This is a genomic window from Enterococcus sp. AZ067, assembly GCF_051715005.1.
In the GTDB taxonomy this organism is placed as follows: Bacteria; Bacillota; Bacilli; order Lactobacillales; family Enterococcaceae; genus Enterococcus_D; species Enterococcus_D casseliflavus.
Genome location: NZ_JBIOSY010000001.1, coordinates 3772149 through 3788539 on the forward strand (window position 1 = coordinate 3772149; position 16391 = coordinate 3788539).

Here is a 16391-nt window from a genome sequence, read left to right on the forward strand (position 1 = left end):
TAAGTCAACCATTCGGAAAGCTTTCTTAATAATCCTCTTCAAACCTTTGGTCAAATCTCATAATTCGCCATTTTTTCTAAAAAAACACGCTGATCGTGCGGTCTTTTTTAACAAAAGAAGGCGCACGATCAACGTGTAGCCATCAGCCTCTAGGAACAGACAGACTGCTGATGATATTGTATTTGCGTTTCAAGTAGTACTTCGCGGCTAATGCCACTGCCCCGATCAAGGCTTCGATCACAGGATCCACTTGTGGATTCAATGGTGGTTGGATCATCGCAGAAAGCGAGATCACAACGATCCATAGCATGAAGGCTGCGACTAAAATCAAAATGATCTTCCACATCTTCGGCCGTTTGCTCTTATCGGCACCTGGGCGTTCATATTGATACATGTATTTGTACATCAAGTAGAAGACCCAACCAGCAAGCATCGCCATCAAGAAGAGGGTCAATAAGCCATAAGGTTGTGCTTGACCTCTAGTAAAGATCCCCATGACCCCTAACATCAAGCCAAAGATCCCTAAAATCAGCAAGGTGTTATCCAACCACATCAAGAAGGGGCCGGATTCTTTTTGCTCAACGGGTTTGTTGATGATGGCTTCGGTACGTTCAGACACTGTACCAAATAATTGGCGGGCTGTTTTGCCGCCTTTTTGTTCTTTGACTAAGACAGGCAGCATCTCATGCAAGGCAATCGTTTTTTCTTCTTCAGAAAGGTTGGCTGCCTCTAGCGATTTTTTTAAATCAAATATATATTGTTGGTTTCGTTTTGTTAATTGTTGTTCTAATTCACGATTTTCGGAAACATAATTTCGCAGAGTTTCTGGTTCCATGAATTGATTCTCCCTTCTGCGTTTTCTTCACAATGGACATTTTACCACAAATTCACTGGGAAGAAAGCCCTTTATACGTTAAAACGGAACAACATCACGTCGCCATCTTGCACGACATAATCTTTTCCTTCCAAACGTACCCGACCGGCTTCTTTGGCCGCTTGCATCGTGCCGTATTGGTTCAGATCTTCAAAGGAAACAGTTTCCGCACGAATAAAGCCGCGCTCAAAGTCCGTATGGATGATCCCCGCTGCTTGCGGTGCTTTGATGCCTTTACGGAACGTCCACGCACGCACTTCTTGTTCACCAGCGGTAAAGTACGTTGCTAGACCTAGTAAATCATAGGCAGCACGAATCAATTGATCCAACCCTGATTCTTCAATTCCTAATGCTTCTAAAAACTCTGCTTTGTCTTCTTCTTCCAGCTCAGCGATCTCTTCTTCAGCACGAGCACTGATGACGATCACTTCCGCATTTTCGCTTGCTGCAAATTCTTTCACTTTGTTGACATAGTCATTGGTTTCATAGTCTGCCACGTCTTCTTCTGCTACGTTGGCAACGTATAAAACTGGTTTGGTCGTTAGTAAAAACAAACTTTTGACGATGCGCTGTTCTTCATCTGTAAATTCGATCGAACGAGCTGAGATCCCTTCTTCTAGGACCGGTTTGATTTTATCAAGAACGGCCAATTCCGCAACCGCATCTTTGTCTTTGGTTTTAGCAATTTTTGCGACCCGAGTATAGCGCTTGTTGACGGATTCTAAATCTGCTAAAACCAACTCCAAGTTGATGGTGTCGATATCAGCTAATGGGTCCACGCGGCCTTCCACGTGGGTGATGTTGTCGTCGTCGAAACAACGAACGACATGACAGATCGCATCCACTTGGCGGATATGGCTCAAAAATTGGTTACCTAATCCTTCCCCTTTGCTGGCACCGCGGACGATTCCAGCAATATCCGTAAATTCAAAGGTGGTTGGGACCGTCTTTTTCGGACGAACTAATTCTGTTAAACGCTGTAAGCGCCAATCTGGCACTTCCACCATTCCTACATTCGGATCGATCGTCGCAAACGGATAGTTTGCGGCTTCTGCTCCTGCTTTGGTTATTGCATTAAATAAAGTAGATTTGCCCACATTTGGCAATCCAACGATTCCGGCAGTTAACGCCATGCTTCACTTCACTCTTTCTCTTTTTTTTCTAGGATTTTCTTCATCTTTTTATCAAATTCTCGGCGCGTCATCATGACGATGTGGCCGCAATTCGTACACTTTATTTTGATGTCTGCCCCCATGCGGATGATTTCCCAACGATTGGCTTTGCAGGCATGCGGTTTTTTCATTTCGACAATATCCCCAAGATCATACATCTTTATCACCTCAAGCTTCATCAAATTGAATGTTCAATAAATCTAAAATACGGGTTAAATCTTTTTGTGACAGGTATTCGATCTCGATTTTGCCTTTGCCTTCTTTTTCGCGGATCTCGACATTCGTGCCAAATTTATCCATCAACCGTTCTTCGCTTTCTCGTAAATAGTACGGTTTTTCCCGAATCAGACGCGGAACTTTTTTCTTTTCGTTCTTCGTGTCGTTCATCTCAGCGACCATTTGTTCTAATTGGCGGACTGTCAGATTTTCTTTGACACACCGATTGGCTAATTTTAAGATCTGTTCTTTGTTTTTCAACCCTAATAACGTCCGGGCTTGCCCCATAGACAAACGGTCATCTTGAACCATTTCTTTGACGAGTTTCGGCAAGGACAGTAACCGCAAATAATTGGCGATATACGGGCGGCTCTTCCCTAAGCGTTCAGCAACTTGTGCTTGGGTCAATTTCAAGTTCTTCATCAGCATGTCATAGGCTTCTGCTTCTTCTAAAGGATTCAAATCTTCCCGCTGCAAGTTTTCTAAAACGGCAACTTGCATCATCGCTTCTTCATCAAAATTGCGGATGATGGCTGGGATCGTTTCCTTGCCAGCTAGTTTGGACGCTCGAAACCGGCGTTCACCCGCAATGATCTCATAGCCTTTGACGGATGATTGCCGCACGATGATCGGTTGAAAGACCCCCGAATGCTGGATCGAATTGGCTAGTTCTTGTAATGAAAGCTCATCAAAGGTTTTTCGCGGTTGATAAGGGTTGGGTCTTAATTCGTTTAAAGGCAGTTCAACGACTTTTTCTGTCTTGATATCGACTTCTTCTAACCCTTGCAGGTCTTGAAACAACGCATCGATCCCACGCCCTAATCCTTTCCCTTTATTCTTCACGGGCTAACACTTCCTTTGCTAACGTCTGATAGACTTCGGCTCCTTTTGAGCGTGGATCATAATCAATGATCGACAATCCATGACTAGGTGCTTCAGACAACCGGATATTCCGCGGAATAATGGTTTCATATACTTTTTCTTGGAAATAGCGGCGGACTTCTTCCACGACTTCCGCGCCTAAGTTCGTACGGGCATCATACATCGTCAGTAAGACCCCTTCGATCTCTAACTCAGGGTTAAAATGTTTTTGTACTAAACGCACGGTATTCAATAGTTGGCTCAGCCCTTCTAATGCATAGTACTCACATTGGACTGGGATCAAAATCGAATCACTGGCGGTAAAGGCATTGATCGTCAAATGACCTAAAGATGGCGGGCAATCGATAAAGATATAATCGTATTGTTCTTTGATTTCATTCAAAGCCGATTTCAATCGAGATTCCCGTGCCATCATGGAGGTCAATTCAATTTCCGCACCAGCTAATTGGATCGTCGCTGGAACGATATCCAAGTTTTCTCGGCTGCTAGGTAAAATCGCTTCAACGATCGGTGTTTCATTGACTAATACATCATAGATGTCTTGTTCCACATCTGGTTTGCGAATGCCGACACCGCTTGTGGCGTTGCCTTGGGCATCAATATCTACGAGTAACACTTTTTTGCCGACAAATGCTAAGGACGCACCTAGGTTCACCGTTGTGGTGGTTTTGCCTACGCCGCCTTTTTGGTTTGCAACAGAAATAATACGGGCCATTGATTTTCCTCCTATTTAATTGGTTGTTTCGCTGGCATTCCCGGTTTGCGGGGGTATTTCTTTGGCGTTTCTTTTTTCTTTTGAATGATCAAAAGATGGCGTTCATCGCCGCTGACCGGTAAGGTAAAGCTTTTTTCTTCAATAAATTTGCCGCCTAAGAGTGAGATCGCTGGTTTGGCTTCAACCAGTTCTTCCTCGCTTTTGGCAGCTTTGAGCGCATAAAAATAGCCTGCTTTTTTCACCAATGGCACACAGAGTTCCGTTAACACATTCAAACGGGCAACCGCACGAGCGGTCACATAATCGAATTGCCCACGAAATTGCGGGTTTTGACCAAATGTTTCTGCACGGTCATGGTACAAGTGGACATTTTCCAATTGTAGATCCGTCACAAGAGTTTGTAAAAAGGTGATGCGCTTATTTAAAGAGTCGACGATCGTCACTTCTAATTCAGGAAACACGATTTTTAGTGGAATACTTGGAAAGCCAGCACCTGAACCGACATCGCACAAATGACTTTGCGGGTCAAAGGCGGTTTCAAAAGCTAAGGAAACAGAATCGTAGAAATGCTTTAAATACACTTCTGATTTTTCCGTGATTGCGGTTAGATTCATCTTCTGATTCCATTCGACTAAACGCTCGAAATAGACAGCGAATTTTTCCATTTGTTCTTCGGTTAAAACGATCCCGTTTTTGCGTAATTCTTCATGAAATTCTTCAGGTAGCATAACGAATCCTTTCTATTTTGTGAAACAGAAAAATGTTTCACAGACTAGTTCCTACTTTAACGCAAAAAGCAGTGCGATGCAATAGCCAGAGATTGCTTTCTAGGAGAATTTACCATTTTTTAACTGGGGCTTTAAGGTTGGTTTAAGGCATAGAAATTATACTCATTTCAATCCAAAAAACTTTTTTTCATTTTTCCTTGACCAGCAAGGCTGCCAACCCTGCTGGTCAGCTTTTTTCTCAAAGAAACAAGCATTGATCTCAGGATCAATGCTTGTTTTTGTTTCATATGAAACTTTTTTATTTCACGCGAGGTTCGTTGTATTCTTCGATACGATCAGACGCGCGGGAAGCCGCATGTTTGGCTTTGTTGGTTTGACGTGAAGCAAAGTCGCCGGTTTTAGAAGCAGCTGACGTTACTTTGTCTTGAACCGTTTCTTGTTCCTCTTCGTATTCAGCGATTGTTTTCACATCCACAACGTTGATGTTGACTTCGATCACTTCTAATTGGGTCATTGTCGTTACTTCTTTTTGAATGACTTCTTTGACTTGTTCAGCGATTTCTGGGATGTTGCGGTCGTATTCAACCACGATATCTAAATCAACGGCTACTTGTTTTTTCCCAACTTCAGTATTGATACCGGCAGTCACATTGTCTGTATTAACTAATTTTTCAGCAATATTAGAGAAGAAACCACCATCGACCGTCAACAGACCATCTACATTTTCTAATGCAATTCCGATAATTTTTTGGATCACTTTGTCATCATAGGTCAATGAACCATGAACGGGTGCATCCCCGGTTGGTCCTTCAAAATCGTTGTGGCCAGGTTTTGGTGGTTCTGGATGATGTCCGGCTGGATCTGGATTTCCTGGTGCTGGATGATCCCCTGGTTTTGGTCCATTTTGTTGTCCTGCTACTGCTTTTTCAGCATTTGGTACCACTGGATCAGGTGATTCCGTCATTGGAATCCCACTTTCATTGGCTTGATGATTGGTGTTGGGAACCACTGGATCTGGATGTGCACTGACATTTTTTTCATTGTTTAATTCGTTTTTATCGTTATTCATTAAAAATTCCTCCTATAAAATACGTTATTGTTGGTTAAAAAATTCGTCGATGATACCGGTACGTTGGAGATACAATCCTAGCGCAAAACCCAAACCTGTTAGGAGTAGAATCAGCAATGTTTTGAAAAAACCGATCGTTACAAACAACACAGCCAGAACAAGGCCGATTGCTCCAAAAATCAATGGGATTTTGTATTGTTGTAGTTCGTTCATCATAGCCCTCCTATTCTACTCGCGGGTTTTCCGGAGTCTCATTTTGTTCAAAATTCGCGTAATTGACTTCGACTTTGACTTTTTCACTTGAGCCAAGCACTCGTTGGACATCTTGTTGGATTTCCGCCATTAAGTTTTCGGTTTTGCCAACTAAGGCAGACGTCCGTTTCAAGCGGCCTTTGATTTTGATTAAAATTCGATTTTTGGTCGCCTTGACATGAACTTTTGGTCCTTCAACAAATTCTTTTTCATTTACTTTCGTACGTACAAGTCCTTCGATCGCTTTCTTATCGATCGTCAATGCGCCCTTATCCTCTTTCAAAACAAAGGTTGTTTTGGTTTTTGGATAAAACAGCACGACTAAGATCACGATCAAGAATACGGCGATCAAAACAACGGCTACCCAAAACATATATTGACGCATAAACAAGTTGTCAAAGAAATACGTGACGACATTGCCTCTGCTGTCCAAACCAAATGGCAGCTGCATGTAAGGATTACTCATTAAAACGATTGGTAATAAGACAGTGATAAAGATCAACGAAACGATGATTGATACGATTTTCCACCCTTTACTCATAGGACACCTCCTCCTTTTTCTCCGATTTTTTGATAAGCTTACAAGTTGATGGCTTCTCCGCCGGTAACACCATAAATCTGTGCTGTCACATAGCTAGCTTTATTGGAAGCTAAAAAGACATAGACGGGTGCCAGCTCAGCTGGTTGTCCTGCCCGCTCCAGTAATGCTTGCTGACCAAATTCAGGCAGCTTGTCTTGCGGTTGGCCATGATCTAACTGTAATGGTGTCCAGATTGGTCCTGGGGCTACCCCATTGACCCGAATCCCTTTTTCAGCAAATTGTTTCGCCAAGCTGACTGTAAAACTAGCGATCGCCGATTTGGTTGCCGCATAATCCATTAAATGGGCACTTGGACTAAAGGCTTGGACAGAAGTTGTTGTCACGATCGCTCCCCCAGCCGGTAAGTGCGGCTCAGCAGCTTTGACTAATGCAAACATGGAGATAATGTTTACCATAAAGGTATCTTTCACTTGTTCAATCGGTAATTCTGCAATCGATGGCCGCGTGATTTGCTGTGCTGCGTTCAATACTAATGTATCTAACCCACCTAATGCTGCCACCGCTTTGTCAACGATCTCTTGTGGTGCCGCTTCGTCTCGCAGGTCATAGGGTAGCAAGATCACTTTGCGCCCAGCTTCTTTGATGTACCCTGCAACTTCTTCGGCATCTTCTTCTTCTCCTGGGAAAAAGTGTAGGGCAATGTCTGCTCCTTCACGGGCGAAGGCAATCGCTGCTGCACGTCCGATCCCAGAATCCCCACCGGTGATCAGTACACGCCGGTTTTCTAACTGCTGACTTCCCTCATAAGATTCTTCACCACAATCAGGTTTTGGTCGCATTTCTTCTTGTAAAGCAGGCGTATCTTGTTCCTGTTTGCTGTATTTACCCGTGTGATAAAGTTCCCGTGGATCAGTCAAAATAGGTTCACTCATTCTTACGTCCTCCTTTTCTCTATAATAAAATTCTAAACCATTCATTTTTTTTTGGGAAATATAACGCTTTGTTAACAAAAATAAATCATCGTTTATTAGAAAATGAAAAAAGAAAGTGCCCTCATTTTTGACCAGAAATCAAATAATTTCCCTTTTTTATAGAAGGGGGTAAACTAATAAGTAGTAACTGGTAGTACCTGTAAAAGGGAACCCCTAAGAAAATGACCTTGGATCAAGAAAAAGGAGGAAACAAAGAATGCCTTGGAATGTCCGTGATTATCCTGCGTCAATGAAGAATCTAGACCCCTTAGTTCGTAAAAAAGCGATCGATATCGCCAATGCCCTGCTAGCCGATGGCTATTCCGATGATCGGGCAATCCCGATCGCCACGAGTCAAGCAGAAAAATGGTATGAAAGTGCAGATGAAGAGGAGAAGAAAGCTTTTCAGAAAGAAAAAAATCCGCAAAAAGACGATACTCATCAAACCAATAAGAATGCGGAAAAATTAATGGATGCGGATGTAGAAGTTGTGTATGAAGACGACCAATGGCAAGTCCGTTCTAAAGGGGCGAAACGTGCCAGTGACCATTTCGACAAGAAGGCAGATGCCATCGCCCGTGCCAAAGAAATCGCCGAAAACAAAGAATCCGTGGTGAACGTTTATAAGAAAGACGGCGACCATCAAAAGGATATTGATTTGAGAGAATAAAATTGGCTGCAAAAAAGCGGAAGGAGGTCTTACGTTTGTCGTTTTATCGGCGCGAAACGTTGCTTACTCTTTCGCTTTTTTGTTTCCTTTCACAGCTAGGTTTGATTAAAACTAAAGCAACCGTTTCTTTGACGTTTCTTTTAAAAAGCTAAGGTTCGTTGTAATAAACCTAAAAAACGAAGACCTTTTGAATGAACCATCACTTTTAAAATTTCTCGACATCCTAAAAAATAACCTATGAAATGCTGATCTAGCAACAGTTGTGAACCATCCGTTACCTCTGTAAACTAGCTTGTGCTTTCTTTAACTAAATAAACCTTGTATACTTGAATTATTAAAAGTACAAGGAGTGGTGTTTGTGAAAAAATTATTTTTTGTGCCGTTTATTTTTATTTGTTTCCTCTTTGCTCTCCCAGCTGCCGCCCAGACAGTGGAAGAACCTGAACTCGTTTATGACTTAGCATCAGATAGTCCCTATGAGCAGCTGATCACGGTAGATGAAGAAGGCAACGAGGTGATTTTGACCATTGAAAAATTGCCGTCATTCCGGGCAAATCTGGCAGCGGGAACGTATCGTGTGTCAAAAACATCCACCGGTAATTGGACCGCTAGTTATAATGTAACGGTCAATAGCCGCAATCAATTTACAGGCACTTCGAATTTAAGTTTAGTTGCTCACAGAGGAAGTATCACTTCTAGTTCATTAACTCACACGTCCACCAAAGCCACCTGTACGTTTAAGCAAAAAGCAGGTATAATCACTACCAATGGGAGTGTCGTAACCACGATCTCAAATGGGAAGCTAGTTGTTAAATAGCAGATAGGAGCATACATTGGCTTTAGCAGAACAATTAAAAAGCTGTCGCGAGTCTTCCGGATTGTCGCAAACAGCAGTCGCAGAAAAATTACAGATTTCACGCCAGTCGATTTCAAAATGGGAAAATGGGCGCGGCTATCCAGATATTGAGAATTTGATTTTGTTGAGCGATCTCTACCAAGTCTCGATCGATGAGCTTTTACGTGAGAACGAAGCCTTAAAAGAGCGGATCGAAACCAACAATCAAGAAATCAACGACAAGAAAGAAAAATTGTCGTTACTCCAAAGAACGATGGCAGCAGATAAAGATGAAAGTCTGCTCTTGCTACTGTTAGCTGGAATCGGCTCCTTTCTTTTTCCTTTAGGACTGATCTTAGATGGCTTTGTTTTATGGCGTAACAAGAAAGCCAATAATTTTTATGTATTGATCTATATCGTCTGTGCCTTCTCGATTTTCTTGAATTTGTACGATGGCTATGTCCATCTCAGCAACATCATGAATTGGGGAACCACTACGATTGAAAAAGTGGAATAACTCAATTATTAAGACAAAAAGCCCGCTGCGAATTGTTTTCGCAGCGGGCTTTTGACACTCTATTTACCATTTATAAATTGGTTTTTCAAAGAATATTAACCGTCTTTAGTTAACCTTGGCAATCTTCCCTTGCTCGATATACACCATCAAAATACTGATATCAGCTGGGTTTACTCCGCTGATACGGCTCGCTTGGGCGATGGTTTCGGGTTGGATTTTTTGCAGTTTTTGTTTGGCTTCTGTTGCCAAGCCATTGATAACGGCATAGTCGATGTTTTCAGGAATGCGTTTGGCTTCCATCCGTTTGAGTTTCTCCACTTTTTCGAGAGCTTTTTTGATATAGCCTTCGTATTTGATTTGGATCTCGACTTGTTCGATCTCTTTTGGCTTCAATGCTTCATTGGCTTCGATAAATTGTAACATTTCGGCATACGTCACTTCAGGCCGACGCAAGAATTCATTTGCTAAAACGCCATCTTTCAAGGTAGCCGTCCCTTTAGCAGTCAAATACGCTTGTACTTCTGGCGTTGGTTTGATGCGGATCTTAGATAAACGTTTAATTTCTGCTTCAACAGCTTCTTTTTTCGCTACATACGCTTCGTATTGTCCTTCTGGTACGAGCCCGATTTGATGGCCCATTTCGGTCAAACGCAGATCCGCATTATCATGACGCAGCAATAAGCGGTATTCGGCACGAGAGGTCAATAAGCGGTAAGGTTCATTGGTTCCTTTGGTCACCAAATCATCGATCATCACACCGATATAACCGTCGCTGCGTTTCATAATGAAGGGTTCTTTGCCTTGAATTTTCAAAGCGGCATTGATGCCGGCGATCAAGCCTTGACCGGCCGCTTCTTCATAGCCGCTGGTTCCGTTGGTTTGTCCTGCCGTAAAGAGGTTTTCGATGACTTTGGTTTCTAATGTTGGACGCAATTGATGAGGCACCACGACATCATATTCAATGGCGTAGCCCGTCCGCATCATTTCCGCTTTTTCTAAACCTGCGATGGAATGCAGCATTTGGACTTGGACATCTTCTGGCATAGAAGTAGAAAGCCCTTGAACATACACTTCTTCGGTGTTCAACCCTTCTGGTTCCAAGAACAGTTGGTGACGAGATTTGTCTGCAAAACGCACGATTTTGTCTTCGATAGATGGGCAATAACGGGCACCTACTCCTTCGACGATCCCTGTAAACATCGGCGCCCGGTGTAAATTCTGGTTGATGATTTGGTGCGTCCCTTCGTTCGTATAGGTCAACCAGCAAGGTTCTTGGTTTTGATTGTAGGCTTCATCGGGTGTGCTGTAACTAAAGTGATTCGGTTGTTCATCGCCAGGCTGGATCTCCGTTACCTCATAGTTGATGGTGCTGGATTTCACCCGCGGTGGTGTACCCGTTTTAAAACGAGCGATCTCTAGGCCAAGCTCTTTCAAATGATCGGCTAGTCCAATCGATGGCTGGGAGTTGTTTGGTCCAGAAGAATACTTCAACTCTCCAATGATGATCTCTCCTCGCAACGCTGTTCCCGCAGTGATCACTACAGCTTGGGCTTGGTAACGAGCGCCTGTAGAGGTCACGACGCCACGGCATTCGCCTTCTTCAACGATCAGCTTTTCAACGATTCCTTGGCGCAGTGTCAGATTGGCTTCTTTTTCGATCGTTCGTTTCATTTCAGCCGCATAGGCATGTTTATCGGCTTGCGCCCGCAAGGCCCGCACAGCGGGACCTTTTCCTGTATTGAGCATCCGCATTTGGATGTAGGTTTTGTCGATATTTTTGCCCATTTCTCCGCCTAAAGCATCGATTTCGCGCACCACGACGCCTTTTGCTGGTCCGCCGACGGAGGGATTACAAGGCATGAATGCGACCATGTCTAAGTTGATGGTCAGCAAGAGGGTTTTTGCCCCCATTCGGCTGGCTGCTAAGGCAGCTTCTGATCCGGCATGGCCGGCACCAACAACGATCACGTCATAACTTTCTGCTTGATATTCTTGCATGGTGTTCTCCTTTTTACGCCAGTGGCGCATTCTTTATTTTCCTAAACAAAACTGACTGAACAATTGGGTGATCAACTCATCTTGGACACTGTCGCCGACAACTTCTCCTAGATAGTCCCAGCAGCGTGTCATATCGATTTGAACCAAGTCGACAGGCATTCCTGCTTCGATCCCTTGGATGACCTCAGACAACGACTGAACGGCATTTTCTAATAAGGCAATGTGGCGAGTGTTAGAAAGATAGGAAGCATCCTTATCGGTGGTTTTGCCCCCAAAGAATAGATCGGCAATGGCTTGTTCCAGTTGATCCAAGCCTTCACTCGTCAACACAGAGACAGAAAAAATCGGTTCATCTGCTGCGTACTGTGCTAGCTCAGCGGGTGCTAATTTTGGCTCAAGGTCGGTCTTATTCAATAAGATGATCCGACGGCTGCCAGCAGTCAGCTCCAGCAATTGTTTGTCTTCCTGAGTCAATCCTTCGCTTTGGTTGAGAACCAGCAAAATCAACTCCGCTTCTGCCAGTGCTTTGCGGCTGCGTTCGACCCCGATTTTTTCAACGACATCTTCTGTTTCGCGGATACCAGCCGTATCGATCAGTTTCAACGGTACCCCGCGAACATTGACATACTCTTCAATAACATCTCGAGTCGTACCAGCAATGTCTGTCACGATGGCTTTTTCTTCCCTTAATAAATGGTTCAATAAGCTGGATTTACCGACATTCGGCCGACCGATGATCGCGGTACTCAAACCTTCTCGCAAAATTTTTCCTTGTTGGGCAGTCGCTAATAAGGCTTGGATCTGCCCTTTGACCATCGTGGCTTTTTCTAGCAATAAGCGGGTCGTCAATTCTTCCACATCATCGTATTCAGGGTAATCGATATTCACTTCAACTTGTGCCAGCGTCTCTAAAATCTCTTGGCGTAAAGTCCGAATCAAGTGGGAAAGATTGCCATCCAGCTGATTGACAGCGAGATTCATCGCCTTATCGGTCTTGGCACGAATCAAGTCCATCACCGCCTCGGCTTGAGAAAGGTCAACCCGTCCGTTTAAAAAGGCCCGCTTGGTGAATTCTCCCGGCTCAGCCAACCGTGCGCCTTGTCGTAAAACCAGCTGCAAGAGTTGATTGACGACAACGATCCCGCCGTGGCAGTTGATCTCGACGACATCTTCTCGGGTAAAGGTCCGCGGCTTTTTCATCACTGATAGCATCACTTCATCCATCAAACGGTTTTCTTCTGGGTCCACGATATGACCATAATGGATCGTATGACTAGGGACTTGGGCGAGGGTTTTAGTGCCTGCTTGAAAAATCCGATCCGCAATTGCGATCGCTTCTTCCCCGCTTAATCGCACAATACTGATGGCCCCTTCGCCTGGCGGGGTGGAAATCGCGGCAATCGTATCAAATTCTTGCGTTATATTCGCCATGTTGCTTGCTCCTCCTATTTTTTCACATAAAAAAAGTGCCCACTCCACCCGTCAAATTGATTGAAAATCAATAAAAACGAGTAGACTTAGCACTTTGACTGCTTGTCAATTAAATTCTGGAAATAGATTAGCACATTTTTGCGTGAGTCGCAAGCTTCCTTCAAAAACTTTTAAATTTTGCATCTGTCCGCAAAAACCTTTAAAATAAAAGCAAAGAATAAGAAAAGAGGGATCTATTATGGAAACCATCAAATCATCAAACAGCGCTGCTCGCATTAAAGAAATCATTTTATCGACAGGAAACGTGAATCGGCCTTACGTCGTGCGGGATATCGTCTTTGCGGCAGACAAAATCGAAGTAGATCTATTTGATACATCTGTGAATTTGAACGACCTGTTGGCAGATGTGACCTATCGCTTAAAAGAAACCGCCCACAGCTACGGAGCGAATGCAGTGATCAACTGTCATTTCGAACATGACCGCATCGTCGAAGGCGACAAAACCTACCTTGAGATCTTTGCCTATGGTACAGTGGTTCAATTTACTCAATCAACCATCGGCGGCTAATTGCCTCTATCATCAAAGAAAAATACAAAAAAGAGTCCGCGGCATACGGACTCTTTTTTGATACCAAAGGCTGACCTACGTAACGTATGTTGACTTTGATAAGAATGATTTCTAGTCAAGGATACTTGGTTTTAAATTTGTTGTCAATCGCTTTTTCCCATCAAAAAAGGGAAAGGCTTGTCAGACCGCCTTTCCCTTTTTTCATTAAATTCGTTTGTCCGCAGGTTCCACTACTAAGTAGCGATACGGTTCATCCCCTTCAGAATGAGTTTGAACATACGCATCTTTACTCAAAACTGAATGGATCTGCTTTCTTTCAAACGCCGGCATCGGTTCTAAAAAGACTGGGCGGCCTGTTCGTTTGACTTTTTCAGCAGTACGGCTGGCCAAACGTTCTAAGATCGCTTGACGTTTTTCACGGTAATCTCCGACATTCACTACAATCGACAATTTGTTTTTCGCGATGCGGTGAATATACACTTGCGCCAAATATTGCAGTGCATTCAAGGTTTTGCCGTGCTTCCCAATCAAAATGCCTTGTTTTTGCGTTTCTAAATGAAAGACGATCACGCCGTCTTGACGAGCGGTTTTTACTAAGGCGGGTGCATTCAATGCTTTTGAAATATTTGTCAGATAGAGTCCCAGCTGAGCCAGCGCTTCCTCATCTGAAAGATCCGTCAGCAAAACAGGTTCGCTCGCTGCTGCTTCCATCACACTGCTTGCATCCTCTGTCGTCACAGGATCTGGTTCTACCAGCGGTTTTGCTGGTACTTCTTCAACGGGTGCCGGTTCTTCAACGATTCGTTTTTCAATGGAGACCCGTGCTTGTTTTTTTCCTAGACCCAAGAAGCCTTTTTTTCCTTCATCCAGGACTTCGATTACTGCTTGATCTTTGGTGATACCAAGGACTTGCAATCCCTCTTGAATTGCTTCATCTACTGTCAGATTTTCATAAATCGGCATTGCAGTGCAACCTCCTCTTATTTTTTCCGTTTCTTTTTAGGACTCATTGCTTTTTTCAGCGCACGTTCACGCTCGCGTTCTTTGCGGGCAGCTTCTTCTCTTTCTTGGCGAATCTTGAATGGGTTATTTAAGATCATTGTTTGCACAACTTGGAATGCATTAGAAACAACCCAGTACAAGGAAAGACCGCTGGCAATGTTGATCCCCATCAGTAAGATCATCATCGGCATAGCGAAATTCATGATTTTCAGACTCGCATTTGATTCCACTTGGCTCATACTTGATAAGTAGGTACTTGCAAAAGTAAAGAGCGCCGCTAAAATCGGCAAGATGAAGTATGGGTCACGATCACCCAGCTGCAGCCACAAGAATTTTCCTTCTTGCAAAGCAGGAACCCGTGAGATCGATTGCCACAAGGCCATCAAAATCGGCATTTGTACCAATAATGGCAGACAGCCGGCATAGGGATTGACATTGTTTTCCGCATACAAACGTTGTGTTTCTTCTTTTAACTTGCTTTGTGTTTCTGTATCTTTTGACGCATATTGCTGCTGCAGCGCTTTTAGCTTCGGTTGTAATTCTTGCGTTTTGCGCATGCTTTTGGTTTGGAAGTGCATCAACGGCATCAAAATGACCCGGATGATCAATGTAAAGAGGATGATCCCGATCCCGGCATTGCCGAAGGAGAGGGCTTTGATCGCCTCTGCAAAATAATAAACGATGTAACGGTCCCATAGACCAGTACTTTGTGCATTTACTTCACCTGTTGCACCGCAGGCAGATAAGACAACTACTAATGAGAGAACTCCCAAAAATAGTAAGACGCGTTTCCCTTTTTTCACGTAACTAATTCCTTTCCATTAATGAATAATTTTGGCAAGTTTTAAGACATGCTCTAAATTCGAGTAGATTTCCTTTGAGGAACAAGTGGCGATACTTGGACGGGCGATCACGATGAAATCGACCGCTGGTTCGATTCGCGGCTTCATTTCCGTTAAACTTGCACGGATCTTGCGCTTGATCTCATTTCGCTTCACTGCATTACCGACTTTTTTCCCTACAGATAAACCAACTCGAAAATGTGATTGCTCTTTAGGTAAGACATACACCACGAACTTCCGATTTGCAAAAGAATTTCCTGCCTGAAAAACTTTTTGAAAATCTTGCTCTGTTTTTACTCGATAGGATTTTCTCATCTTCGGTTCCTTCACTTCTTTCAATTAAGCTTCGCGAAACGGATTGAATCCGTAACCACTCACCTGTCAATAATACCATATTTGCCAAAAGTCAGACACTATATTCCGCAAAAACGGCATAAAAAAAAACCACTGGCATTCAGTGGCTTACGCAGAAATAACCTTTCTGCCTTTACGACGACGGCTAGCTAAAACACGACGTCCATTTTTTGTACTCATACGTTTACGGAATCCGTGAACTTTTTGACGTTTACGTTTATTTGGTTGATACGTTCTTTTCATTTATTTCCACCTCCATCAGGATAATGCTTATGCGCACAGACATACTTTGATAGTATAACGAGTCAAGTACTAGTTTGTCAATAAGAAGTTTGCTCAAAATCGACCATTCTTTATCCACAATCCCTTTGATTTGTGTGGGTTTGCTGTTTATAGCCAATTTTTGTGGATAACTTTTTCCCCAGAGTTATTTTGGCTTTTTCCACAAACCAACAGCCTGTAGAAAAGTTTTCCACAATCACTTTTTTAGTTGTTGATAACTACCCCGAAGCCTAGTATTATCAAGGCGTGATCTTCACATCAATCTGTGGATAAAGGAGATTGTTTTATAGTTATTCACATTCTTTTTCTACCTGTGGATAGTCGAATTTCGAACATGTGCATTTCCCTTTTTCTTTTATCCCGTTTTGTGGAAAAGTATTTTTTTCTAACCTTTTTTATCGTAATCTGTGGAAAACTTTTTCAATCCGTGCTATTTTAGTTATATCTATTCTTAGTTATAGGAGGACAATTT

Annotated in this window: 20 protein-coding genes; 4 read left to right on the forward strand and 16 right to left on the reverse strand. The window is 43.2% G+C overall.

Annotation, left to right across the window (positions count from 1 at the left end; genetic code table 11):
• Positions 1-142 precede the first annotated feature (142 nt).
• The 10 genes from IGI82_RS17875 to IGI82_RS17920 form a co-directional block, all read right to left on the reverse strand.
• On the reverse strand, positions 143-835 hold the full coding sequence (locus IGI82_RS17875; protein WP_005226251.1) for a DUF1129 domain-containing protein: 693 nt from the start codon (positions 833-835) through the stop codon (positions 143-145).
• A 71-nt stretch (positions 836-906) separates the two neighbouring features.
• Positions 907-2007: a redox-regulated ATPase YchF gene (ychF, locus tag IGI82_RS17880; protein WP_005226252.1), complete on the reverse strand. Its 1101-nt coding sequence runs from the start codon at positions 2005-2007 to the stop codon at positions 907-909.
• Between the two features lie 8 nt (positions 2008-2015).
• The gene (locus IGI82_RS17885; RefSeq protein WP_005226253.1) at positions 2016-2204 is read right to left on the reverse strand and encodes a DUF951 domain-containing protein; all 189 of its coding nucleotides are present in this window, start codon (positions 2202-2204) and stop codon (positions 2016-2018) included.
• A 10-nt stretch (positions 2205-2214) separates the two neighbouring features.
• Positions 2215-3105 carry a ParB/RepB/Spo0J family partition protein gene (locus IGI82_RS17890; RefSeq protein ID WP_005226254.1) on the reverse strand — a complete coding sequence of 297 codons (891 nt, stop codon included), beginning with the start codon at positions 3103-3105 and terminating at the stop codon, positions 2215-2217.
• Complete coding sequence (locus IGI82_RS17895) at positions 3095-3859, reverse strand: ParA family protein (protein WP_005226255.1); 765 nt, start codon at positions 3857-3859, stop codon at positions 3095-3097. Before IGI82_RS17895 ends, IGI82_RS17890 begins: the two co-directional genes overlap by 11 nt.
• Positions 3860-3870: 11 nt before the next feature.
• Positions 3871-4587 carry a 16S rRNA (guanine(527)-N(7))-methyltransferase RsmG gene (rsmG, locus tag IGI82_RS17900; RefSeq protein ID WP_005226256.1) on the reverse strand — a complete coding sequence of 239 codons (717 nt, stop codon included), beginning with the start codon at positions 4585-4587 and terminating at the stop codon, positions 3871-3873.
• Between the two features lie 298 nt (positions 4588-4885).
• The gene (locus IGI82_RS17905; protein WP_438842589.1) at positions 4886-5656 is read right to left on the reverse strand and encodes an Asp23/Gls24 family envelope stress response protein; all 771 of its coding nucleotides are present in this window, start codon (positions 5654-5656) and stop codon (positions 4886-4888) included.
• Positions 5657-5680: 24 nt separating this feature from the next.
• Positions 5681-5872 (reverse strand): DUF2273 domain-containing protein, encoded by a 192-nt coding sequence (locus IGI82_RS17910; protein ID WP_005226258.1) that lies wholly within the window; start codon positions 5870-5872, stop codon positions 5681-5683.
• Between the two features lie 7 nt (positions 5873-5879).
• Complete coding sequence (gene amaP, locus IGI82_RS17915) at positions 5880-6449, reverse strand: alkaline shock response membrane anchor protein AmaP (RefSeq protein ID WP_005232936.1); 570 nt, start codon at positions 6447-6449, stop codon at positions 5880-5882.
• A 38-nt stretch (positions 6450-6487) separates the two neighbouring features.
• Positions 6488-7381: an SDR family oxidoreductase gene (locus tag IGI82_RS17920; RefSeq protein WP_438842590.1), complete on the reverse strand. Its 894-nt coding sequence runs from the start codon at positions 7379-7381 to the stop codon at positions 6488-6490.
• A gap of 256 nt (positions 7382-7637) precedes the next feature.
• Between IGI82_RS17920 and IGI82_RS17925 the strand changes: the two genes are divergently transcribed.
• The 3 genes from IGI82_RS17925 to IGI82_RS17935 all read left to right on the forward strand — a co-directional run bounded on the left by IGI82_RS17925 (position 7638) and on the right by IGI82_RS17935 (position 9442).
• A complete protein-coding gene (locus IGI82_RS17925; protein ID WP_375819319.1) occupies positions 7638-8090 on the forward strand; it encodes a DUF2188 domain-containing protein in 453 nt (150 codons plus the stop codon).
• Between the two features lie 349 nt (positions 8091-8439).
• Complete coding sequence (locus IGI82_RS17930; RefSeq protein WP_375806802.1) at positions 8440-8907, forward strand: DUF5626 family protein; 468 nt, start codon at positions 8440-8442, stop codon at positions 8905-8907.
• 16 nt (positions 8908-8923) lie between these two features.
• A complete protein-coding gene (locus IGI82_RS17935) occupies positions 8924-9442 on the forward strand; it encodes a helix-turn-helix domain-containing protein (protein WP_005226263.1) in 519 nt (172 codons plus the stop codon).
• A gap of 105 nt (positions 9443-9547) precedes the next feature.
• On the opposite strand, the gene mnmG is transcribed toward IGI82_RS17935, so the two are convergent.
• Together mnmG and mnmE are read right to left on the reverse strand one after the other, a co-directional pair.
• Positions 9548-11440 carry a tRNA uridine-5-carboxymethylaminomethyl(34) synthesis enzyme MnmG gene (mnmG, locus tag IGI82_RS17940; protein WP_438842591.1) on the reverse strand — a complete coding sequence of 631 codons (1893 nt, stop codon included), beginning with the start codon at positions 11438-11440 and terminating at the stop codon, positions 9548-9550.
• Between the two features lie 33 nt (positions 11441-11473).
• Complete coding sequence (gene mnmE / locus IGI82_RS17945) at positions 11474-12871, reverse strand: tRNA uridine-5-carboxymethylaminomethyl(34) synthesis GTPase MnmE (RefSeq protein WP_074535553.1); 1398 nt, start codon at positions 12869-12871, stop codon at positions 11474-11476.
• Positions 12872-13109: 238 nt separating this feature from the next.
• Here mnmE and IGI82_RS17950 point away from each other — a divergent pair, with 238 nt between their 5' ends.
• Positions 13110-13439, forward strand: a complete 330-nt coding sequence (locus tag IGI82_RS17950; RefSeq protein ID WP_005226284.1) for a heavy metal-binding domain-containing protein — start codon at positions 13110-13112, stop codon at positions 13437-13439.
• 204 nt (positions 13440-13643) lie between these two features.
• On the opposite strand, the gene jag is transcribed toward IGI82_RS17950, so the two are convergent.
• From jag to rpmH, 4 genes are all read right to left on the reverse strand, one after another.
• Entirely contained in the window at positions 13644-14402 is a 759-nt protein-coding gene (gene jag / locus IGI82_RS17955; protein WP_081116711.1) for an RNA-binding cell elongation regulator Jag/EloR, read from the reverse strand.
• A 17-nt stretch (positions 14403-14419) separates the two neighbouring features.
• A complete protein-coding gene (locus IGI82_RS17960) occupies positions 14420-15244 on the reverse strand; it encodes a YidC/Oxa1 family membrane protein insertase (protein ID WP_010748469.1) in 825 nt (274 codons plus the stop codon).
• Positions 15245-15262: 18 nt separating this feature from the next.
• On the reverse strand, positions 15263-15598 hold the full coding sequence (gene rnpA / locus IGI82_RS17965) for a ribonuclease P protein component (RefSeq protein WP_015510644.1): 336 nt from the start codon (positions 15596-15598) through the stop codon (positions 15263-15265).
• A 147-nt stretch (positions 15599-15745) separates the two neighbouring features.
• Complete coding sequence (rpmH, locus tag IGI82_RS17970) at positions 15746-15880, reverse strand: 50S ribosomal protein L34 (protein WP_002356012.1); 135 nt, start codon at positions 15878-15880, stop codon at positions 15746-15748.
• Positions 15881-16391 lie beyond the last annotated feature (511 nt).